This is a genomic window from Domibacillus sp. DTU_2020_1001157_1_SI_ALB_TIR_016 (assembly GCF_032341995.1).
Taxonomy (GTDB): domain Bacteria; phylum Bacillota; class Bacilli; order Bacillales; family Domibacillaceae; genus Domibacillus; species Domibacillus indicus_A.
Map to the genome: position 1 here is coordinate 2,472,739 of NZ_CP135439.1, position 20,849 is coordinate 2,493,587.

Annotated in this window: 21 protein-coding genes and 1 riboswitch; of the genes, 1 reads left to right on the forward strand and 20 read right to left on the reverse strand. The window is 48.3% G+C overall.

Going from position 1 to position 20,849, the window contains the following annotated elements; all coding sequences use genetic code 11:
• Positions 1–97: 97 nt before the first annotated feature.
• The 17 genes from RRU94_RS20630 to RRU94_RS20710 form a co-directional block, all read right to left on the reverse strand.
• Positions 98–1,342: a polysaccharide deacetylase family protein gene (locus RRU94_RS20630; protein WP_315692747.1), complete on the reverse strand. Its 1,245-nt coding sequence runs from the start codon at positions 1,340–1,342 to the stop codon at positions 98–100.
• A 136-nt stretch (positions 1,343–1,478) separates the two neighbouring features.
• Positions 1,479–2,852, reverse strand: coding sequence for a cobyrinic acid a,c-diamide synthase CobB (locus tag RRU94_RS20635; RefSeq protein WP_315692748.1), 1,374 nt, complete (start codon positions 2,850–2,852; stop codon positions 1,479–1,481).
• Positions 2,853–2,868: 16 nt separating this feature from the next.
• Positions 2,869–3,951, reverse strand: coding sequence for a cobalt-precorrin 5A hydrolase (locus RRU94_RS20640; protein WP_315692749.1), 1,083 nt, complete (start codon positions 3,949–3,951; stop codon positions 2,869–2,871).
• Positions 3,948–4,721 carry a precorrin-4 C(11)-methyltransferase gene (gene cobM, locus RRU94_RS20645; protein ID WP_315692750.1) on the reverse strand — a complete coding sequence of 258 codons (774 nt, stop codon included), beginning with the start codon at positions 4,719–4,721 and terminating at the stop codon, positions 3,948–3,950. Before cobM ends, RRU94_RS20640 begins: the two co-directional genes overlap by 4 nt.
• Positions 4,718–5,422 (reverse strand): precorrin-2 C(20)-methyltransferase, encoded by a 705-nt coding sequence (gene cobI, locus RRU94_RS20650; protein WP_315692751.1) that lies wholly within the window; start codon positions 5,420–5,422, stop codon positions 4,718–4,720. The genes cobM and cobI overlap by 4 nt, the downstream gene beginning before the upstream one ends.
• Positions 5,422–6,627: a precorrin-6y C5,15-methyltransferase (decarboxylating) subunit CbiE gene (gene cbiE, locus RRU94_RS20655; RefSeq protein ID WP_315692752.1), complete on the reverse strand. Its 1,206-nt coding sequence runs from the start codon at positions 6,625–6,627 to the stop codon at positions 5,422–5,424. Before cbiE ends, cobI begins: the two co-directional genes overlap by 1 nt.
• Positions 6,620–7,708 carry a cobalt-precorrin-5B (C(1))-methyltransferase gene (locus tag RRU94_RS20660; protein ID WP_315692753.1) on the reverse strand — a complete coding sequence of 363 codons (1,089 nt, stop codon included), beginning with the start codon at positions 7,706–7,708 and terminating at the stop codon, positions 6,620–6,622. The genes cbiE and RRU94_RS20660 overlap by 8 nt, the downstream gene beginning before the upstream one ends.
• Positions 7,705–8,349 carry a precorrin-8X methylmutase gene (locus tag RRU94_RS20665; RefSeq protein WP_251270425.1) on the reverse strand — a complete coding sequence of 215 codons (645 nt, stop codon included), beginning with the start codon at positions 8,347–8,349 and terminating at the stop codon, positions 7,705–7,707. Before RRU94_RS20665 ends, RRU94_RS20660 begins: the two co-directional genes overlap by 4 nt.
• Positions 8,339–9,118 carry a precorrin-6A reductase gene (gene cobK / locus RRU94_RS20670; RefSeq protein ID WP_315692754.1) on the reverse strand — a complete coding sequence of 260 codons (780 nt, stop codon included), beginning with the start codon at positions 9,116–9,118 and terminating at the stop codon, positions 8,339–8,341. Before cobK ends, RRU94_RS20665 begins: the two co-directional genes overlap by 11 nt.
• Positions 9,115–10,017: a sirohydrochlorin chelatase gene (locus RRU94_RS20675; protein ID WP_315692755.1), complete on the reverse strand. Its 903-nt coding sequence runs from the start codon at positions 10,015–10,017 to the stop codon at positions 9,115–9,117. Before RRU94_RS20675 ends, cobK begins: the two co-directional genes overlap by 4 nt.
• A 12-nt stretch (positions 10,018–10,029) precedes the next feature.
• Positions 10,030–11,595, reverse strand: a complete 1,566-nt coding sequence (cobJ, locus tag RRU94_RS20680) for a precorrin-3B C(17)-methyltransferase (protein ID WP_315692757.1) — start codon at positions 11,593–11,595, stop codon at positions 10,030–10,032.
• Complete coding sequence (locus tag RRU94_RS20685; protein ID WP_242232244.1) at positions 11,592–11,963, reverse strand: (2Fe-2S) ferredoxin domain-containing protein; 372 nt, start codon at positions 11,961–11,963, stop codon at positions 11,592–11,594. Before RRU94_RS20685 ends, cobJ begins: the two co-directional genes overlap by 4 nt.
• 134 nt (positions 11,964–12,097) lie before the next feature.
• Positions 12,098–12,288, reverse strand: a riboswitch (cobalamin riboswitch).
• Between the two features lie 70 nt (positions 12,289–12,358).
• Positions 12,359–12,877, reverse strand: coding sequence for a PepSY domain-containing protein (locus RRU94_RS20690; protein ID WP_315692759.1), 519 nt, complete (start codon positions 12,875–12,877; stop codon positions 12,359–12,361).
• A gap of 93 nt (positions 12,878–12,970) precedes the next feature.
• Positions 12,971–13,384: a PepSY domain-containing protein gene (locus tag RRU94_RS20695; RefSeq protein ID WP_315692760.1), complete on the reverse strand. Its 414-nt coding sequence runs from the start codon at positions 13,382–13,384 to the stop codon at positions 12,971–12,973.
• Positions 13,385–13,468: 84 nt separating this feature from the next.
• Positions 13,469–14,848 carry a sensor histidine kinase gene (locus RRU94_RS20700; RefSeq protein WP_315692761.1) on the reverse strand — a complete coding sequence of 460 codons (1,380 nt, stop codon included), beginning with the start codon at positions 14,846–14,848 and terminating at the stop codon, positions 13,469–13,471.
• On the reverse strand, positions 14,845–15,516 hold the full coding sequence (locus tag RRU94_RS20705) for a response regulator transcription factor (protein ID WP_315692762.1): 672 nt from the start codon (positions 15,514–15,516) through the stop codon (positions 14,845–14,847). The genes RRU94_RS20700 and RRU94_RS20705 overlap by 4 nt, the downstream gene beginning before the upstream one ends.
• Positions 15,517–15,604: 88 nt before the next feature.
• Positions 15,605–16,438 carry a TetR/AcrR family transcriptional regulator gene (locus tag RRU94_RS20710; RefSeq protein ID WP_315692763.1) on the reverse strand — a complete coding sequence of 278 codons (834 nt, stop codon included), beginning with the start codon at positions 16,436–16,438 and terminating at the stop codon, positions 15,605–15,607.
• Positions 16,439–16,663: 225 nt separating this feature from the next.
• On the opposite strand from RRU94_RS20710, the gene RRU94_RS20715 reads away from it, so the two are divergent.
• Positions 16,664–18,091: a DHA2 family efflux MFS transporter permease subunit gene (locus RRU94_RS20715; protein WP_315696079.1), complete on the forward strand. Its 1,428-nt coding sequence runs from the start codon at positions 16,664–16,666 to the stop codon at positions 18,089–18,091.
• Between the two features lie 48 nt (positions 18,092–18,139).
• Here the strand turns inward: RRU94_RS20715 and RRU94_RS20720 are convergent, their stop codons facing one another.
• From RRU94_RS20720 to RRU94_RS20730, 3 genes are all read right to left on the reverse strand, one after another.
• Positions 18,140–18,595: a DinB family protein gene (locus RRU94_RS20720; protein WP_315692765.1), complete on the reverse strand. Its 456-nt coding sequence runs from the start codon at positions 18,593–18,595 to the stop codon at positions 18,140–18,142.
• A 37-nt stretch (positions 18,596–18,632) separates the two neighbouring features.
• Positions 18,633–20,009 carry a sigma-54 interaction domain-containing protein gene (locus RRU94_RS20725; protein ID WP_315692767.1) on the reverse strand — a complete coding sequence of 459 codons (1,377 nt, stop codon included), beginning with the start codon at positions 20,007–20,009 and terminating at the stop codon, positions 18,633–18,635.
• Between the two features lie 62 nt (positions 20,010–20,071).
• On the reverse strand, positions 20,072–20,848 hold the full coding sequence (locus RRU94_RS20730) for a 3-hydroxybutyrate dehydrogenase (protein ID WP_315692768.1): 777 nt from the start codon (positions 20,846–20,848) through the stop codon (positions 20,072–20,074).
• Between the last annotated feature and the right edge of the window lies 1 nt (position 20,849).

Below are 20,849 nucleotides of genomic sequence, written 5' to 3' on the forward strand. Positions count from 1 at the left end.
TCCTGTTTTTCAAAAAATAACCGTCTTTTTTCTTATCATATCATGTTCCGCTTTATGAACACAAAATCCGGCTCAGCTTTCGCCGGGCCGGATCTCTTTACAATTCACTGACTGTGACAAGTTCATAGCCTTCCTTTTGCAGAAAAGACACGATTTCATCAAGCGATTGGGCAGTAGTTTGATGAATATCATGCATTAACACGATTGAACCGTCCTTTGCTTCTTTTTCGACAATCCGGCAGATGGCTTTTGGATTGTGCGATTTCCAGTCCATGGTGTCAATGGTCCAAAGCAGCGGTTTTGCTCCAATCACTTCATTTACACTGTCATTTGTCGCTCCATAAGGAGGCCGGACCGTCAATGGCGAAACACCGGCAGCCGCTTCTACTGCTGAAGCTGTCCGCCGAATTTCTTCTTCTATACCCTGCTTATCGAGTGTAGTCAGGTTCCGGTGACTAAAAGAATGATTGCCGATTTCATGGCCTTCTTGCACCACTTGGTCGGCGAGCTCCGGATATTGCTCCACACGACTGCCGAGCATAAAAAAGGTGGCTCTTGCATGATGTTTTTTAAGCGTAGCCAAAATCGCTTTTGTACTCTGCGGATTTGGCCCGTCATCAAACGTAAGCGCAATTTTTCTAGATGTTTTTCCGGCTGGCTCCGCCTGAGGCTCAGTCTCTGCCGCTAACTGGTCCCGCCATTCCTTTTTTAAAAACGGCACTGCCTTGCGAAGCGGCACACTTCCTTCGTGCTTTTTACGATCACTAAAAAAAACCATTTTTCCATTTTTCACATACAAACCAGCTTCGTTTATCGAAACAGGTGTATGAAGGGCCGTTGAAGCTTTTTGCGGATTGATAAATAAGTCCGGCGCCTTTGCAAGGAGGCCCGCTGCTGTATCCACGATAAACGTTTCATTCAAGATGCGGTTTTTTTCAGCCGTGATATACGTTTTTTCATTGAAAAGAACCGAGTAAATACCGCTGCTGTCTGGAACAAGCTCAAACGTTAACCGCAGGGAAGCAGGCTGCTCGTTTCGCATTTTTCTATCGGTTTTCCCGACTTCTTTTAAAAAACCTGACTCTTTTTGTTTTACATACTGTTCAATTTTTTTATTTAAGGAAGCCTGTTGAAAAACAGGGTACTGTATCGCGATATCATACCTCTTTTCATGGGCTTCTTTCGTTTTAATGTTAATATTTTCATAAGACGATTTTACTGTGCTTGTTGCCCACACCGTTTTGTTATGGTGAGTGGCTGTTACAATCAAATTGACCAGTACCATGGCGAGCATCAAAAATAAACTTGACAGCAAAGCAATGATGGTCGTTTTTTTGTTCATACGTATCCCCTAATCAAACATAATATTGGATGCACCTTCCATTTATGATTGTAAACAAAGAGATACTCTAATACAATAGTTTCGTAAAAATATGGCTATGTTTTTGTCATAATTTGACGAAAAACGTACAAGTTTTTTAGATTGTCACTTTTTTCCGCTGGTAAGTCTGGGCCGCTCTCACGAACGCTTCCGGGATTCCAGTATTTGACGGAAAATAAAGATGGGCATAGCCTGCAACAGCATTATGCACTATACAGCCGTCCGGCTTCTGCCCAAATCGGCTGCCGGATTGAAAAGCCGGAGCTGGTTTTTCCTGTCCTTCAAACACAGAATAATGAAACTCATGTCCTCTTAGCTTCTCGCCTTCTGGGATCCATGCACCCGGAAAAGCGGTTAATTCCCGGTAGCCTAGGGCTGCGCGGGTTGATTTCATGACCGTTTTCCCCTGAATAATGCCGCACATCGGATAAGAGTGTTCATCAACAGTGATCAGTTCTTCCGTTAAATACATAAACCCGCCGCATTCAGCTAATGTCGGCATACCGGACTCAACAGCCCGCCGGACAGACTTCCGTGCTTCACACTGGGCAGCGAGAACGGGTGCGAATTCCTCCGGAAATCCGCCGCCAATATAAAGAGCATCTGCTGCTTCGGGTACGGTCTCGCCGGCAAGAGGTGAGAAAAAGTGAAGGTCTGCCCCATGCGTACGAAGCATCTCCAAGTTTTCCTCGTAGTAAAAGTGAAAGGCGGCATCCTTTGCAACCGCAATCGTCACATGGCTGTCTTGTTTTCTTTCAAATAAACGGTTTTCAGACTGCGGCAGGTCCGGCACTTCTGCAAGGCGGAGCAGTTCATCAAGGTCAACCGTCTTTCGGGCCGCTTCTGCAAGCGTATGGAAAAAGCCGGCCAGGTCTCCTCTTTCAACGGCCGGGACAAGACCCAGATGGCGCTCCGGCACACTGACACCAGGCATTTTCAGCAAATGGCCGATAACCGGGATGCCGCATTCCTGCTTTACTGCCTGCTCAATCAAGCGAAAGTGTCCTTCACTGCCGGTTTTATTCGCAATAACGGCTTTGATCTGCCCAGGTGCCATCATTTGAAATCCTTTAACAATGGCTGCCGCGCTTCGTGCCGTGCCGGATGCATCAATGACCAGCAGTACGGGCGCGCCTGTAAGACGGCTGATCTCAGCTGTACTGCCGTCATCTTTGAGTGGGTCTTTTCCATCAAACATTCCCATGACGCCTTCAATCACTGAAATATCGGCATCCCGTGACGCTTCAGAAAATACCTCACGGATCGTGCCGGCATTTCCCATCCAGCTGTCCAGGTTGCGCGAAACGCGCCCGCATATGACCGTATGGTATGTTGGGTCGATATAATCCGGTCCACATTTAAACGGCTGTACAGAAAGGCCTTGCTGCTTAAGAGCGCCAAGCAGCGCCAGCGTAACCGTTGTTTTGCCGGAGCCGCTGCCCGTTCCGGCAATGACGATTCGTTTTCCCATCTTATTCTTCTCTCCTTTACTTCGTGCCAAATTCGATCAGGGCAACCGAAATGGTTACGTTGCCGTTTTTTTTCTTTGGCAGAATAACTTCTCCCCCTTTTGACGCTAAATAAGCAGCCGGTTCACTGACTCCATACGCACCGGTATACTTAAACACCGTTTCTGAACGCTCTTTCATCGGCGCTTTGTTTAACTGCTCAGGCGAGAAGGTAAAAAACGGCCAGTTGTTTTTTTCGGCAACCGCCAAAATACCCTCTTCATCTTTTTTCAAGTCAATGGATGCAATGGACTGAACGCTTGTTTTGGAAAGGGCAAGATCGCGAAGGGCCTCATCGATGACCTGCTCAATTTCCTCCGCTTCTGTTCCACGATTGCATCCAATGCCAAGGACGATTGATTTTGGGCGGTATACAACAGGATAGTGAAGCCCATCAAGTTCTTCTGCATCGAGCAGTCTGTGGGTGACAATGAGAGCAGCATTGTGCCGCATTTCAAGTGCTTCTTTTACCGAAGCCGCCGTCTTGATATGAGCCGGCATCGGCCGCTCATGCTTCCACCAGTTCGGCTCTCCTGATTCCTGCACGACAAGTACCGGCTCTTCGTTTACTACAGCAGCTGCCGCCTGCGTTAAAAAGCGGTCATATTCAAACTTCCAGCCGAATTCACGGCCAAACATATCAACCGGAATCGTTTTTTGCACATCGGATGCAGTTGTAATCACCGGCCGGGCACCTGTCAGTTCGGCCACCCGGTGTGTAAGCTCGTTGGCGCCGCCTATATGGCCTGAAAGAACGCTGATTGCATGCTCAGCTCGGTCATCGAGGACGACCACTGCCGGATCAGTTTTTTTATCGCCTAAAATCGGGGCAATCATCCGGACAACAGCACCGAGTGAAATAATCAGCACAATGCCGTCGTATTCTTTAAATAATTTTGGCAGTTGAAGGCGGACAGAACCGTCAAACAGCGTAATGCCCCGCTCTTCCTCATCACCGCGGCAAAATTTCCGCATGTAATATAAATCAGCCTGCATCTCCTCGGCAAGCTTGCGTGCTGTTTCGGTTCCGTGTTTTGTAATGGAGGCAATAGCAACCTTCATGACTTGATTCCCTTCCGGAAACCGTGGGTAAAGGTTTTATCGTATAGTTTCGAGCGATGTCCCGATTTTCCAATGTCCGGATCAAGCGCTTTGCCGGCTAAAATCATTGCCTGCTTGCGAATACCGTTTTCACGCATCGCCGCATCGAGTCCGGCGATCGTTGAACGGACAATTTTTTCATCCGGCCACGTAGCACGGTATACAACAGCTACCGGCGTGTTCTCCGGCCAGCCTGCTTCAACCAGCTCACGCGTCACCTTTTTGGTCAATGTTGCGCTTAAGAAAAAAGCAATTGTACATTCATGCTTGGCTAAATCCTTCAGCTGCTCTTTCTCTGGTACCGGCGTTCTTCCCTCGGCCCGCGTTAAAATAACAGTTTGTGTAACATCCGGAATGGTCAATTCCGCACCAGCTGCCGCAGCTGCTGCAAAAACGGAGCTGACTCCAGGTACGATTTCGGTTTCAATGCCCGCTTCTTTCAAGAGGGCAATTTGCTCGATGATCGCTCCATAAATAGCCGGGTCGCCTGTGTGAAGGCGGACGACTGTCTTTCCTTCCTTCACGTAATTGACCATGGTCTCTACCATTTCTTCTAAATGCATGCCGGCCGTTTTCAATACAACAGCGCCTTCCTTACAGCCCGCCATTAATTCCTCGTTAACGAGTGAATCGGCATACAAAATCACGTCTGCTTCCTCTACAAGCTTCATCCCGCGGACCGTAATTAAATCCGGTGCGCCGGGTCCCGCTCCCACAATGAACAGCTTCATTTTTTCTTCACCACCATCAGCGTTAAATAGTTCGGTTCTGCCCGCTCAAATTCATCTAGTGTCCAGACAACTTCATCACTGGATGTAACTTTTGTGACCGCATGGGCGTACTCCTCGAGTCCAAGCTCCCGGATCACACTTGAAATAAGAGCTGCCACCTTCGCGACTTTTAGAAATATAACACAGTCATGCGTCTCAATTGCCTGTTTCAGCGCGTCGCGATCATTTGTTGCCGGAATGATCGCTACATGCTCATCTCCGTCGGCAAGCGGAATGTTCAGCCTTGCCGCAGTTCCATTTACTGATGATATGCCGGGCACTACTTCTGTTTTTACGTTCGGCATTCTTTTTTGTAATACATTTTTCATGTGAATAAATGTGCTGTACAGCATCGGATCGCCCTCTGTCACAAACGCAACGTTTTCGCCGGATTCCAGTTTTTCCGCTACGGCTTCTGCTGCTTTGTTCCATTCACGCTCTAAAATGACCGGATCCTTCGTCATCGGAAAAACAAGACCCAGCATGTCTTTTTCCTGCGGATCAATATAAGCATCAATAATCTGACGCGCATAGCTTTTTTCACCAGACCGCTTTTTCGGAAACGCAATAACCCTGCTTTCGGACAAGATGCGAAACGCTTTTACCGTTAACAGTTCCGGATCGCCCGGTCCTGCACCAATTCCATATAAGATACCTGTCATCACTGTTCCTCTTTTCTTTTAGCACATATAATGTAAACCGGATTTTGCGCTTCAAAGCGCGTCATATTTAAAATAGGCTTAGACAAAGACACTTGAGCAAGAGCCATATCTACCTCAAAGCCGGCTTCCCGGAATAACTGATGGGCTTTTGACATGTTTTCAATCGTAACGGCATTCAATACGATTGTCCCGCCCGGCTTCAGCCGCTTCGCACACGTGTCAATAAGCTTGTCCATATTACCAGCCGTGCCGCCCATAAACACGCAATCTGGATCAGGGAAAGCCTCTAATCCATCTGGCGCTTTTCCATGAATGAGCGTCACGTCCGTGCGAAATTTTTGAAAATTCGCTTCAGCATTGACGAGGTCCGCTTCATTTTTCTCGATGGCAAAAACAGCACCGTTTCTGGCTATTTTAGCTGCTTCAATCGCGATGGAACCGGTACACGTTCCGATATCCCAAACGGTACTGTCCGGACGGATGTTCATTCGGCCAATGGTAAGAATGCGGATATCACGCTTTGTAATCAAGCCTTTGTCCGGCTTGCGCTGGCTGAATTCCTCATCCGGAATACCGGTAGTCCATGTTTTCGATGGCCGGTTTTTCTTTAAAATCACTACGTTCAATGGAGCAAACGACGCTTCACTCATTTCTTCAAGCGTTAAATGACGGCAGCGTTCGTCCGCCGCACCCAGATTTTCAGCCACAAATGCATCGTACTCGGTCATGTTAAACCGAAGCAGGTAGCGGGCAAGCACATCTGGTGAATGCGTTTCATCTGTCAGCAGCGCCACTTTTTCTTCACCGTCAATTTTCTGGGCAAGCCCGGTGATTGGACGGCCGTGCACACTGATCGTTTTTGCATTCTGCCACGATTCATTCATCCGGGCAAATGCAAGCTGTACACTTGACGGCTGCGGCTCAATCACGGCTTCTGTACTCCCTGACAGATACGCTCCGATTCCGTAAAAAAGCGGATCGCCCGAAGCCAGCACCACGACTGGACCTTCTTCGTCCTGAACCCTTGTTTTTACTTCTTTTAAATTCCCGCCAATCACGAGCCTCTCCCCTGTGAAATCAGGAAAAAACGACAGCTGCCGTTCTCCGCCGACAAGCAGCCGGCTTTCTTCAATACGCTTCAGCTGGCGAGGGTGCAGTCCTTCCGCTCCGTCTGCACCAATGCCAATAATATGTACGTTACTCACTGTATTCCGCCTTTCCTAAAAGCTGTCCTTTCATCGCAAACAGCAGCGTTTCAACTTCCATGCCGCCGCGCACTTCCTGAACGGCATTTCTTGAGCAATTGCGGCAAAAAAGCGCAAAAAATGCCGGATAGTCCGCCATTAATTCTGCTGCATGCGTCGCTGTGTTAGCTGCCCGCACTTCTTCAATTTCATTCTCGGAGGCGCCTGCTTCTTCTGCCATCTGCGCCAAAAAATTCATATCGACCGGTGCGCTTTTGGAGTGCACCATCATGACGCCCTGAGCGACCTTTGAAAATTTGCCCGGCATCCCGGCAAGTGTAACTTTTTGAATACCGAGCCGTTTACAATGCTTGAGTGTAAAGCCGACAAAATCGCCCATTTCAATAAATGCTTCTTCCGGCAGATACGGCAAATGATTCATGGCATATTTTTCACTGCGTCCGCCTGTCGTAGCGGCCACGTGCTTACAGCCGGCTGCAACGGCTACTTCAATAGCCTTTACAATACTGGCTCGAAAAGCCGCGGTTGAAAACGGGCGGACAATGCCGCTCGTCCCTAGAATAGACAAGCCGCCCAAAATGCCAAGCCTTGCATTTAAGGTTTTCTCAGCCAGCTTCTCGCCGCCTGGAATGGAAATGATCACGCGGACTCCTTTTCCAGCCCCCGCTTCTAAAAGCAACTCTTGAACCGCTTCAGTAATCATACGGCGCGGCACCGGATTGATCGCGGCTTCTCCCGGTGCTACGTCGAGTCCCGGCTTTGTCGCCCGGCCGACGCCTTCCCCGCCATCAAGCTCAATGCCTGGCTCGCTTGTCCAGCTTACTTCTGCACAAATAACAGCTCCGTGTGTAATATCAGGATCGTCTCCCGCATCTTTTTTGATGCCGGCTTTCACAGAGCCCTCGCCTACTTCGATAAATTCCGGTGTAAAGTGAGCCCATTGCTTCGCCGGCAGATAAATAGAAACCGACTCGGGCGGCTGGCCTGTAAGAAGCGTCTGCAGCGAAATTTTTGCCGCAGCAGTCGCACAGGAACCCGTTGTGTATCCTGTGCGAAGCGGCTTATCAGGGACCGGCTTCATTTTACGGCAAGCAGCGACAGCGCATTCAGTGCTGCCACGGTGACCGTACTGCCGCCTTTACGGCCAATATTCGTAATAAACGGAATATCCAGTTTTGCCAGTTCTTCTTTGGATTCTGCTGCCGACACAAAGCCGACCGGCATGCCGATAATTAAATCAGGCTTGGCAAGGCCTTCTTTGGCGAGGCGGATAATTTCCAAGAGAGCTGTCGGGGCATTGCCGATCGCGTAAATACCGCCTTCTCCAATCGCAGCCGCTTTACGCATAGAGATAATCGCCCGTGTCAGCCCAAGTTCTTTGGCTTCTTTCATCACATCATCATCCGAGATATGTACATGCACAGAACCGCCAAACTGCTCAATACGCGGTTTTGATACGCCTGATTGAATCATTTGTACGTCACAAATTACACGCGTACCCTGCCGGATCGCGCGAATGCCAGACTCAATGGCTTTTGGATGAAACAGCACGCTTTTCCCGAGTTCAAAATCGGCAGAAGCATGAATCACCCGCTGTACAACAGCGAACTCTTCCGGTGATAAATCATGGGGGCCAAACTCGTCTTCAATAATCGAGAAACTAAGCGATTCAATTTCCATTGGTTTCACTGTTTCCGGTACAAAAGTTGTTTTAAAGTCCATGTTTCGTTTCCTCCAGGCGATTTAATGTGTGGATCACTTGCTCAAATTGCTCGCATTGATTTGGGTACTGTACCGGCGGCCGGGAAATGACGATCGTTTCGATACCAAGCGACACGGCCGCTTCGATCTTTTCCGCTACCGCGCCGATCGCGCCGCTTTCTTTCATGACGGTCGTCGTCACGCCGTAATGGCGGTACAGTGCAAGATCAAACTCTTTCGTAAAAGGACCCTGCATAGCCACAATATTTTTTTGAGGCAGTCCAAGCGCAGCGCATTTTTCCATATTGTCCGTGCGCGGCAGCATCCGTGCAATCAGCCGGATATCCGTGTGGGGCAGCAGCTTTTCCGTGAAAACCTGCAGCGTCTTGCTGCCAGTCGTCAGGAGCACGACACCTCCCCGCTCTAGTGCGGCTTCCGCTGCTTCTTCATACGTATCCACGCGTGTGACAAGCGGATGCTCAATAACCTGCGTGCCGGCCCGCTCAAAGCGGATATAAGGAATGCCGGCACGTTGGGCAGCTTCGATAGCATTTCGGGATGCTTCTTCGGCAAACGGATGGCTGGCGTCGACGACTGCCGTATAACCCTTTTCGAGCACAGACATCATTTCATCTCCGGCCAGCCGGCCCACACGCGTTGAAATGCCCGCTGCTTCAAGTTCAATTGACGCATTCTGGGTGACTACAGATGCTGTAACCGGGCGCCCCGTTTCCTGCAGTTTCACAGCGAGCTCCCGGGCATCACTTGTCCCCGCCAAAAAGAAAATCATCGAATCGCCTCTTTTTCATGATCATGGTCATGACCGTGATGATGGTGGCCGTGGCCGTGGTCGTGATCATGATCGTGGTCATGATGATGGTGATGGTGAATACCCGCTTCAAACCGGTACTGGCATGTATCACAATTCATGAGTGATTTACCGCCCAGCGCTTCATCAATCCGGTCTGCCACAATGACTTTAAGCTTCGGATGAAACCCGAAATAATTCGCAAGCGTGAAAGACAACTCTGGATATTGCTCACGAAACAGGGCCAAATCCTGTTCGATCCGTTTGATCAGCACACCCGTAAACAAAAAGTACGGCAGAATAATGATCTTTTTCGCGCCAAGCTTTTTAACTCTTTCTACCGCTTGGGGAAGTGATGGCTTCGTCACACCATAAAACGCCGGTTCAACGGTTTCAAAGGATGTTTTTTCCCATAAAATACGGGCAATTTTGCATAAGTCACTGTTGGCATCTGCATCGCTTCCGCCGCGCCCAAGCAGAATCACCGCATCCTGTTCGTCCGCTTCATCCGGATCAATGCCGGCATCCTTCAGGCGTTCTTTTAAAATCACAGAAGTTTCATAATGGATGCCAATTGGCTTTCCATAGGTAAATGTCACACCCGGATACTTTTCTTTTGCTGCGTCAATCGCTGCTGGAATATGAATTTTCGAGTGCCCCGCCGGCAGCAGCATAAGTGGTATGAGGGCAACTTCAGTTGCTCCCCGGGCTATACACCGCTCGATGCCTTCCGCGATATCGGGACGCGCAAACTCCAGGAAACATGTTTCATATAAAACGAGCGGATTTAAATCCGGCAGAAATCCTTTCACAAATTGATGAATTTGGTCATTGCCTTCCGGGTCACGGCTTCCGTGCCCAACAAAAAGTACGGCTTTCATTCTTTCTCCCCCTTATTCTCCGCACGGCATCGGTTCAACGTCCGGCACCGGCATATCTCGATGGGCAAATCCTTCTATTTCCCCAACCCGTTTAAAATATTTGAAAAAGCGTTCATTTGGATGACCGGATTCACGGTATTCTTCTACAATTCCTGTAAGCATCGGAACAACTCGTTCCGGCGGAATGCCTTCTGCCACATACACACCTGGGTGCGCAGTCCGGCTGACCACTTTAGCGCCTAAAAACAGGTCAAACGCTCCTTTACGGTACACGATGCCAATATCCTCGTTCACTGCACCGTAGCACGCCATGCCGCAGCCATTCACGCCAATACGAAGCTCTTTCGGCACGTCGAGGCCGCCAATCTCCCGTCCAAGCTGCTCGGTATATGGAATCGCGTCGCCTTTATCACCGTTGCAGAAGTCACACGCTTTTATCGTGACAACATCGCCGGTTGGCGCAAGGCTTAGTCCCGCTTCTTTCAACTTTTCAATAATCGGCTGCGGGTTACTCGTTTCGGTTTTTAACAGCACATAATGATGTGGTGTGTATTCGATCGTACCCCTTTCGCCCGCTGCTTCAGATATAGCGATCAGCTGCTGCGGTGTAAAATGCTTGTTTACCAGCCCTGGGCTGACCGCCGCTTCAAAGATTGTTTTCACAGCTGGCGGTGCCGCCTTCTGCCGCTTCAGCGCGGCGAGCGCCTGCAGGCCAAGCTCTTTGAGCTCGGGCTTTTTTTCACTTTGGCCTCCGTGCAATGCCCACGGTTCGTTTTCAGGGCGAAGCCGCTCATGCGGCCGCAGCGGCTGCTTTTCTTCTGTTAACGTATATTTGCGTGTGTATCCACGCGGCGTAATCATCAGTCCATCATAGAAAAAAGTCGTTGAATTGCCGATTACGACTGTTGTCAGCATCCCAATTTCGTGGTCCAGCATTTCCGCAAGTGTCGTCATCACGACTTCTTCCCGGTCACGGTATGCGCTTTTTACAAGCCCAACCGGCGTGTCCGGCTTTCGGTAGTTGAGCAAAATCCGCTGTGCCTCTTCAATTTGTTTCGTGCGCCGCCCGCTTTTCGGGTTATATAGCGCAATCACAAAATCAGCAGCGCCAGCAGCATCTATCCGTTTCGCTATAAGCTCCCACGGCGTTAAATGGTCACTTAAGCTGATTGTACAGGCATCATGCATGATAGGGGCGCCGAGCAAAGACGCGCATGAATTGATCGCCGATATTCCCGGAATAATTTCTACACGAATGCCGGTATCCCGCTTCCACCCCTGTTCCGCCAATACTTCATATACAAGACCTGCCATGCCGTATACACCGGCATCACCGCTTGAAATGACAGAAACGGTTTTTCCGCGCTCCGCCTGCTTAACCGCTGCCTGGGCCCGGCTTACTTCCTCACTCATTCCGGTTGAAATAACGTCTTTTCCTTCAATCAAAGGGGCTACAAGCTCCATGTAGGTTTTGTATCCAATGACGTAATCACTTTCTTTCAGCGCTTGTTTCGCCCGATCGGTAATATGATCTTCATGGCCGGGTCCGAAGCCGACAACATACAATGTGCCCGTCATTTTTTCTCTCCTTTTTCTGTTCCCTTAAAGCGGCCGTTCAGCAGCTGCATGCCTTCTCCTGAGCGCTCGTAGGCAATCCATTCTTTTATTGGCTGGTTGTTTTCAAGATGCGAGGCGACCATTTCTTTGGCACGGTGCTCGTCCATTTCAAAATACCAGTCTGCTTCCGGGTAAACGACAACCACACACCCGTCTTTGCAGCGTCCATTGCATCTTGTTCTTGTTGTATGTACATATGCATCCAAATCTCGCTCGGTAATTTCATTCCGGATTGCCTGTGTCACTTCTTCGCCACCTTTTCGCATACAGGTAGACCCGTTGCAAATCAGCACATGCTTGCTCATACTCGTTAAGTTCCATGTTGCCACTTTATCCGCTCCTTTTTTAAAGCACGCAAAAAGCCCCCGCTTCTACGGCAGAAGCAGGGGCAGAAAATCGCATTAAAGAAATGACTTGTCCAAAAAAAGCCATGCGTATTCATCCCGTTCTTCCCACCGAAGAATGATGTTTCAGCATTAAAAGCAGGTCTCCTGGCTTGCATCACTTTACTTCTGCCTCCCTTCCCGGATAGAATCCAGTGGGTTTCAGGCAGGTTCATCACGCATACAGTAGCGGGGGCTGCACCGGACTTTCACCGGTTTCCCTATTATCCCGGACGTAGCAACTCCGGGCACTTTTAATGATTGCTTTATTTAGTTTTGTTGTCTTTAACATTAGCAGGGAAGAGCTTCTTTTAGCAAGGGAAAAATGAAAAAGACCCGGATTAATTATCCAGATCTTCTTCCTCGATTACGACTTCACCTGTTGTTCCATTTACCCATACATCTGTTTCTGTTTTGCCGTCCCTGATTTCTAATTCATAGTGTCCGTCATCCAGCTCTATTTTTTCAATTGTGCCTTTTACTTGTTTTTGGGCGGCTGCTTTCGCTTCTGCTTCTGTTACCGTTACACTTGTATTCTCACGATCATCATAATCATCGCCGCTGTCATCATCCGTATCCCGTTGTTTTTTTAACACCTTGCCGGAGTCTCCATCAATTTTTATATCATACTCCTGCGTATCGATTTCATAAACAGGGCCAGACAGATTTTTCTCCAATTCAATGCTCTCAACTACAGACTGCGTTTCTTTTTCAGCAATTGCTTTTGCTTCTTCCATCGTCAGATTCGCGTCAAAGCCGGGCACTTCCGCCTGGATTTTGTCATTCTGTACGCCCCAGAGAACCCCTCCGCCTAAAAGACCTAACGTTAAGAAGCTGCCTGCAATGGTTGTTTTCTTCATTTTTACTTCCTCCTCTTTTTTCTTTTCTGCTTTTATCATAGCCATGCAAAATGAGAAAAAAGGGAGGGAAAAATGAGAGTTTGATGAGAATCGTTAGTCATCCCAGGAAATCGACAGCACTTCTCCTGAAATCGCATTGATTCGCACCGTCACTTCTTCGCCATTTTGAGCGTCTATATCAACGAGGTAAGAACCGGCTTCTTCTCCGTCGCCTTGTTCGATATCATCCACTGTTCCCGGTACTTTTTTAAGCGCAATCTCTCCTGCTTCTTCCGTTGTCAGCTGTCGAGCACCTTTTTCAGTTTTTTCTTCTTGGACGTTCGTTTCATTTTCTACTGTTTCCAGGCGTGTCATAGCCACTAATTCGCCCGTCTCACTGTCAACCGTCATGCTGTATTGGCCTTCATCGGGTACTTCTATTGTATAGCGAAATTCTCCATCTGCCTGCTCCGCCTTCTTCACCGTGCCGCCGTACTGCTCAGCCAGCTTTTCTCCTGCTTTGTTCATCGTGACATCCGGCTGCTGCAGGGACTGGTATAAAAAACGCGGCAGCGGCGGCTGCGATTGCGATGGCAGCCGTTATGGCTTTTTTCATTCCTCTTTCCCCCGTTCGTCTTTTCGTTCAGCAGACGAGCATTCGCTAAAAGTAAGAATCACGATTGTTCCTCTTCCTTCTTCACTTTCAATCCGGAGAATGATCCCAAGGGCATCCGCCAGCTCTTTTGCGAGAGACAAACCGAGGCCAAACCCGCCTGTTTTACGTGTTCTTGCTTTGTCCACCCGGTAAAATCGGTCAAATACTTTTAGCAGGTCCGATGCTGGTATGCCCATTCCCTGATCTATCACACGAATTTCCTGTTTCTCGACTTCTATACAGATTTCCTTCTCAGAATATTTGCGTGCATTATCCAAAAAAATAAATAACAGCTGCCGCAGTTTAGCCCGGTCCGTCTTCACCCTGCATGTTTCCTTTACTCGAACGTTAACACGCCGCTTATATGCCCGCTGAAAGGAATCGGCTGTTTCCCGTACAAAAACAGCCATATCAATCGTTTCCATTTTCACATTCCATGTTTCATCGCGCCGTGCGAGTGCAAGCAGCTGCTGGGTCAGTTCTTTCATGCGGAGCGCTTCTTCGTAAATGGCTTCCACCGATTCATCGAACAAATCCGGGTGGTCCTTTCCGCGGCGTTTCAACAAACGGGCGTATGATTCTACAACGGTAAGGGGTGTTTTTAATTCATGCGAAGCGTTTTGTACAAATGCTTCCTGCTTTCGGTAATTTTCTTCAAGCAAATTCATCATATCGTTGAAGGTAAGTGCCATATCCTGCAGTTCATCATGCCGGCTGCCGTTTGTTTCAATCCGTTCATGTGTACCGCTTTTACGGATCCGACGCATCGTTTCCGTCATCTGTTCAACCGGGTTAGAGATAATAGCGCCCAGTACGCGGGCTGATATCACAGCAGGAATAACCGCTATGAGCAAAGCAGCAAAAAGCACGCCGCGCAAAATCGTTAAAATTCGCTCTGTTGCCTGCAGATCCTCCCATAATTCAAGCGAAGCCACTTCGCCGCCGCGCCAAATAACCGGAAGTGCGACCCGGGCATAGGAAGAACCCTTATCATCTCTTATGATCTCCCGATTCTCTCCTTTTGTAAAAGCAGCAGCCCGCTCTCTGAGCCCAGCGGCATCTGGCGAAACTGCCACCCCATCAACCGTTCCATCCGGCAATATCACACGAACCATTCCATTCGCCGGCGCATAAGCCCGGAGCAAATCACTGCTCGTTATAGACTCGGCTGGACTCGATACGCCTCCGGCTATTTGTGCTGCATCCGCTGCCGCTCTTTCAACATCTGCTTCCCTCAGCATAAAAGAAGCGGCAAAATAAACGGCCGTATTCATCAAAATAACAATCACAACAAGCAGGACGCTCGTGCCGAGGTGAATTTTATTTTTCAGCTTCATGATTCTTTCAACACGTATCCAACGCCGCGTACCGTGTGAATAAGGGGCAGGTCAAACGGTTTATCGACTTTGTTTCGCACATAGCGGATATATACATCCACCACGTTTGTGTCACCGTAATAATCATATCCCCAGACGCCATCAAGCAGCTGCTCTCTGGACAATACGTGACGCTTGTTTTTCAACAGGTAAACGAGCAGATCATACTCACGCGGTGTAAGATCGATAGGCTGGCCCGCTCGTGTAACTTCACGAGATTCTTCTTTTACGATTAAATCCGCTGCAGACAGCGAGCTGTTCAAAACCGTTTTACGAAGTGCCGCCCGGATTCTGGCTAAAAGCTCATCCATATCAAATGGCTTTGTGACATAATCACTGGCCCCAAGATCAAGCCCGGTTACTTTGTCGGCCACTTCATCCTTGGCTGTCAGCATAATAACAGGTACATCGCTTCCCCGGCGGATTCGCCGCAGAACGCCCATTCCATCCATTCCCGGCAGCATCACATCAAGCAGGACAAGATCAAATGTCTCTGTTCGAAACAAAGCAAGAGCATCCAGCCCGTCCAGCACTTTTTTCGTTTTATATCCTTCATGCTCAAGCTCTAACTCAAGCACCCGGGCAATCCGCTCTTCGTCTTCTACAATTAAAATACGCTGTTTATCCATCCCTTTCGCTCCTCTCGCTCTCTTTATTATCATAGCCCCGCTGGTCTTTGTCCAAAAAAAAGACGGCCCTGTCTGGACCGCCTGGCGCTTATGAAAAAAGTTCCTGTATACGCAGCATAAGGGTTTCATTGTTTGGAATGGTGCCGGCCACTGTTTCCATCACAAGACGGCGAGGTGCTTCTTCCCTCATTTCATCCTGTAAAAATACCAGCAGCTCTTGGGAACGTTCATCCGCCTCCCTCTGCATCGCACCGATTTCCTGCAGCACATGGCTTTTTTTCCGCTCCCTTGCCCGTTCTTCTTCGGGCTGCCATTTTTCGAGCACATGCGGATCAAGCAGTGCATCGTTTGTGTGGATAATTTCCTCTATAGCCGCATCTACCCGGCGCATCGCATACCTAATGACTTGATCTACATCAACACCTGCCTCGATTGCCATCACGAAGTGAACCGTATGATGGATCATGCCATGCATCATCACAGCCAAGTCAATTGAATAAGGATAAACCCGCATTCCATACACTTCTATAACCCTTCTTTGCATCCAGCGCAGCTCGCTTATATGGTGCTGCTTAATAAACTTTTTTAATTCTTCATCTTCCGATACAAATACACCTTGAAAGAGAGCAAACAAATTGTTTTCCTTGCTGACTTCCATCTTGACTTTCACTTGCTGAATGAATGCTTCTTTATCGTGAACAGGCCGTCCGGCAATGACATGCGCCCGGCGCTGGTCCGTTTCGAGATTAATTTTTTCAAAGATACTCATCAGCAGCTCGTTTTTAGATGGAAAGTAATTATAAAACGTTCCTTTCGAAATGCCGCTTTGATCGAGAATATCTTGAATCGATGTAGCCGCATACCCTTTTTCTACAAATAAAGCATGCGCTGCTTCCATTACATTTCTTTTTCGTTCGTTCAATGAATGCACTTCCTTTTTTGAACTGTCGGTCTATTCAGAGATTAGCGCAATAACCTTGTTATTTCAAGCTTTCATATATAAATTTAATTTATTTGTTGATTTTTTTGAACGATCGGTATAAGATAAATACCTGTTAGAACAACAGTATAAAAATTGAACAGTGAGTATGTATAAGGAGGATATAAATTGAATACACACGGAGTACCGGGAAAACCGCCTTACGCGATGATTGCCATTTTGTTTGTCGGCGCTTTTGTTTCCCTTTTAAACGAAACGCTTCTCAACGTAGCGCTTCCGTCTATTATGAAAGAATTTGATGTATCGGCTTCTGCTGTTCAGTGGCTGTCGACTGGATATATGCTGGTAAACGGCGTTTTAATTCCAGCAAGTGCTTTTTTCATTCAGAGGTTTACAAACCGGAGTTTATTTCTTACGGCAATGGCGTTGTTTACGGCGGGATCTGTTCTCGCAACACTTTCGCCAACGTTCGGCGTGCTGCTCGCCGCTCGAATGATCCAGGCATCCGGTTCTGCGATTATGATGCCGCTTTTAATGAATGTTATGCTCGCAAGCTTTCCGGTGGAACGCCGCGGTGCGGCCATGGGGATTTTCGGGCTTGTGATGATTACGGCACCAGCGATCGGGCCTACCCTTTCCGGCTGGCTCATTGAGCATTACACATGGCGCACCCTGTTTGACGTCGTCATTCCGATTGCCGCTCTTACGCTTCTTTTTGCCATCTTTAAATTAAAAAATATTACGCCGCAGCGCCCCATTTCGCTGGATCTTTTGTCTCTCGCGCTGTCGAGCATCGGCTTCGGCGGCATTCTGTACGGATTCAGCTCTGCCGGTGAAAAAGGCTGGGATTCTATTTACGTTTATGGCCCGATTGCGGCCGGTGTCATCGGCTTAGTGTGGTTTGTTTTACGCCAAATGAAGCTGGATGAACCGCTGCTTGAGTTCCGGATTTATAAGTATCCGATGTTTGCCCTGTCTTCAGCTATTTCGGTTGTGATTGCAATGGCTATGTTTTCTGCTATGCTTCTTATGCCGATTTATGTACAGACAATCCGCGGCATTTCTCCGCTTGATTCCGGGCTGTTAATGCTGCCGGGTGCGATCGTTATGGGGATCATGTCTCCGGTTACCGGAATACTGTTTGATAAATTCGGTGCACGGGTTTTAGCTGTTATCGGCTTATCTATTACAATTTTAACGACCTTTATGTTCAGTAATTTAACGCTGGATACCTCGTACGGCTATATTATGTTTGTATATACACTTCGCATGTTTGGGATGTCTATGGTTATGATGCCGGTTATGACAAACGGGCTGAACCAGCTTCCGCCGGCTATGAATCCGCACGGAACGGCCATGAACAACACCCTGCAGCAAGTATCCGGCGCTGTCGGGTCTGCCCTGCTCGTTACACTAATGCAAAACCGGACCGAGTCGGAAGCTGAACAGCTTGCCGAGTCTGCTGCCGGCGATCCAGCAGCGATGGCCAATATTGCAAATGAAGCGATGCTGCACGGCATTAATTTCTCTTTTACCATTTCTGTCTTTATTGCCGCTGTTGCCCTTGTCCTGGCTTTCTTCATGAAACGGGTAACGCCTGCCAGCCAGCTGTCTAAGCAAAAGTCTGCTGGTTAAGCTGCTTACAAAAAAACGCCCTTTGCCGCATCCGGCAAGGGCGTTTTTTTATACAATTTTTGTTAAGCTGTTTATAACCCCGGTATGCATGCCTTCATGAAACGTGACAAACTGTAAAAGAGCTTCTACCGTTGTCATTTCAAGCGGGCCGATTGTAACGGGCTTGGCTGCTTTTTCACCGAGCTTGGCAGAAAAATGGCGCTCTACACGATTCAATTGTTCCTGCAGGGCATTTGTGATTTCTTCTGCTGACGGAACCTCTGCCGGCCAGTCAGCCGGACGTGTTCCTGTAGCAAACAGGGCATGCCAGTCAGGATACACAGTCTCATAAGCTTCATCTGCTAAATGAAGCAGCCCCTCCGCCGCTACGAAAATATGTCCGGCATTCCAGCGGATATTGTTTGAAAATCCTGCAGGGACTTCATCCCACTTATTTTCTGGTGCTTTAGCAATGGTGCCAAGCGCTGCGTTTCTTGCAAAAATAAATTGCTTGATCGATTCCATACCGTTTCCTCCTCTATGTATGACCGCTTCTATTCTATCATAATCCATACTCCCGGCACTTGTCATAAAGCTTCGTTTTTCCGATGCCGAGCAGGCGAGCCGCTTCGGTTTTATTAGCCGCCTGGCAAAGGGCATGCTGGATTGCTTCTTTTTCTGCTTTTTGAAGAGTATATTTTAGCGGCATAACAGCCACTGGCGTTTTTATGGAACGGCCTTCCGCTTCTTGAGAGGGTTCTTCCTGTAAGTAAAGCGGCAAATGATCAAGCCGAATCACAGATCCATCCATCACGTTCACTGCTCTTTCCAGCACATTTTCTAACTCCCGTACATTTCCAGGCCAGCTATGAAGCAGAAAACGGTTTTCCGCTTCTTTTGATAAAGTGATCACAGGCCGGTCAAAATTCTTCTCAAGCTTTCGAAGCAAGACAGCCGCAATAGCCGGAATATCCTGTTTTCGTTCCATTAAAGAAGGAATATCAATTTTCATTACGTTCAGCCGATAGTATAAATCCTCCCGAAACTTTCCCTGTTTGACCATTTCCTCAAGGTTGCGGTGTGTGGCAGCAATCACCCGTACATCAACAGGAGCTGTGCCTTGTCCGCCAACCCGCTCGATTTCTTTTTCCTGAAGAACGCGAAGCAGCTTGCTTTGCATAGCCAGTGGCATATCGCCAATTTCATCAAGAAAAATGGTTCCGCGGTGCGCCAGCTCAAACTTCCCTTTTTTCCCGCCTTTTTTCGCCCCGGTAAAAGCCCCTTCCTCATATCCAAACAGTTCCGATTCAAGCAGCTGCTCCGGGATTGAGGCTGAATTGACACGAACAAAAGGAAACACACTTCTTGTGCTTGCCCCGTGGATTGCATGGGCAAATAGTTCTTTGCCGGTGCCGGATTTTCCGGTTAAAAGTACGACTGACTGGCTTGTGGACGCACGCGCAGCCAGCTGCTTTGCTTCCATAAAGGACTCCGTTGTTCCAATTAAGTCCTCAAAACTGTACTTACTTTTTAATTCGTTCGCAAACCGTTTCTTATAATAGTCAAGCTCTTCCATTAGCGGCTGTACTTTGTTGGAATACGCCATCCACTCTTCTGCGTTGCGAAACATAACAGCCCCGACTGCTCCAACAAGCTCGCCGTTTACATAGAAAGGATACCGGTTTGCAATCATTTCACTGCCTTTAATAGTATGTATCGATGCAATTTCCGCCCGGGCTGTTTGAAGAACAATATGCATGCGCGTGTTTTCAATCACATCTCTTACGTCTTTTCCGAATGCTTCCTGCTGAGTCGTTCCAAGATACTCGCAGTAAGCCGTGTTCATAAAAATAACCTTTGCATCCCGGTCAACTGCCACAACCCATTCCGCCGCCAGATTAATAATTTCCTCCAGCCATTCATAAGGGAGCTTCTTCATGGTTATGCCCTCCTTTTTCTTTTATTTTATCAAAAAAAAGCCGCCGTAAAGGCAGCTTTCACTTATTGCGCTGTATAACCGCCGTCTAAAACAATCGCCTGGCCGGTTACGCCTTTCGCCCGGTCACTGCAAAGAAAAACAGCATAATCAGCTATTTCCCGAACCTCCAGCAGCCGCTTTTGCGGCACAAGCGGGTAAATTACTTCCTCAAGCACCCGCTCAAGCGGTACATTGCGCGTTTTTGCTAAATCTTCAAATTGGCCGCGCACAAGCGGAGTATCAACATATCCAGGACAAAGTGCATTCACTGTAATTCCGTGCGGGGCGGCTTCTAAAGCGGCTACTTTCGTTAATCCAATCACTCCGTGCTTCGCACTGTTGTATCCGGCTTTGCCGGCAAAGCCAACCAGCCCGTTGATAGAGGACATATTAATAATACGTCCGTTTCCTTGTTTTTTCATAAGCGGCAGTGCGTGTTTGATGGCTGTAAAGGGAGCTGTCAGCATAATGCTTAAAAGCTGGTTAAACCGCTCTGTCGAAAAATGTTCAATGGGCGCCACATGCTGCATTCCGGCATTGTTAATTAAAATGTCGAGCGTACCGTACCGATTAGCCGCAAATTCAATGCTGCTTTTAACCTGTTCTTCATTCGTTACATCACATAAAACCGCGGACGCATGGAATCCCTGCTCTTGAAATGCTTCTGCAGCCTGCACAGCTGCTTCCTCATTGATATCCGCAACGATGACGTTTGCTCCTTCTGCTGCAAAAACACCTGCCAGCTCGAGTCCGATACCGCTTCCGGCGCCTGTAATTAATGCCGTTTTGTTTTTTAACATC

Excerpts from the sequence above, each read along its gene's own strand:
- RRU94_RS20630 (WP_315692747.1), bottom strand. The coding sequence starts at position 1,342 with ATGAACAAAAAAACGACCATCATTGCTTTGCTGTCAAGTTTATTTTTG.
- RRU94_RS20635 (WP_315692748.1), bottom strand. The coding sequence starts at position 2,852 with ATGGGAAAACGAATCGTCATTGCCGGAACGGGCAGCGGCTCCGGCAAA.
- RRU94_RS20640 (WP_315692749.1), bottom strand. The coding sequence starts at position 3,951 with ATGAAGGTTGCTATTGCCTCCATTACAAAACACGGAACCGAAACAGCA.
- cobM (WP_315692750.1), bottom strand. The coding sequence starts at position 4,721 with ATGAAGCTGTTCATTGTGGGAGCGGGACCCGGCGCACCGGATTTAATT.
- cobI (WP_315692751.1), bottom strand. The coding sequence starts at position 5,422 with ATGACAGGTATCTTATATGGAATTGGTGCAGGACCGGGCGATCCGGAA.
- RRU94_RS20660 (WP_315692753.1), bottom strand. The coding sequence starts at position 7,708 with ATGAAGCCGGTCCCTGATAAGCCGCTTCGCACAGGATACACAACGGGT.
- RRU94_RS20665 (WP_251270425.1), bottom strand. The coding sequence starts at position 8,349 with ATGGACTTTAAAACAACTTTTGTACCGGAAACAGTGAAACCAATGGAA.
- cobK (WP_315692754.1), bottom strand. The coding sequence starts at position 9,118 with ATGATTTTCTTTTTGGCGGGGACAAGTGATGCCCGGGAGCTCGCTGTG.
- RRU94_RS20675 (WP_315692755.1), bottom strand. The coding sequence starts at position 10,017 with ATGAAAGCCGTACTTTTTGTTGGGCACGGAAGCCGTGACCCGGAAGGC.
- cobJ (WP_315692757.1), bottom strand. The coding sequence starts at position 11,595 with ATGACGGGCACATTGTATGTTGTCGGCTTCGGACCCGGCCATGAAGAT.
- RRU94_RS20690 (WP_315692759.1), bottom strand. The coding sequence starts at position 12,877 with ATGAAGAAAACAACCATTGCAGGCAGCTTCTTAACGTTAGGTCTTTTA.
- RRU94_RS20695 (WP_315692760.1), bottom strand. The coding sequence starts at position 13,384 with ATGAACAAAGCAGGAGAAAAGCTGGCTGAGCAGTACGGCGGCACGGTG.
- RRU94_RS20700 (WP_315692761.1), bottom strand. The coding sequence starts at position 14,848 with ATGAAGCTGAAAAATAAAATTCACCTCGGCACGAGCGTCCTGCTTGTT.
- RRU94_RS20705 (WP_315692762.1), bottom strand. The coding sequence starts at position 15,516 with ATGGATAAACAGCGTATTTTAATTGTAGAAGACGAAGAGCGGATTGCC.
- RRU94_RS20715 (WP_315696079.1), top strand. The coding sequence starts at position 16,664 with ATGATTGCCATTTTGTTTGTCGGCGCTTTTGTTTCCCTTTTAAACGAA.
- RRU94_RS20720 (WP_315692765.1), bottom strand. The coding sequence starts at position 18,595 with ATGGAATCGATCAAGCAATTTATTTTTGCAAGAAACGCAGCGCTTGGC.
- RRU94_RS20725 (WP_315692767.1), bottom strand. The coding sequence starts at position 20,009 with ATGAAGAAGCTCCCTTATGAATGGCTGGAGGAAATTATTAATCTGGCG.
- RRU94_RS20730 (WP_315692768.1), bottom strand. The coding sequence starts at position 20,848 with ATGTTAAAAAACAAAACGGCATTAATTACAGGCGCCGGAAGCGGTATC.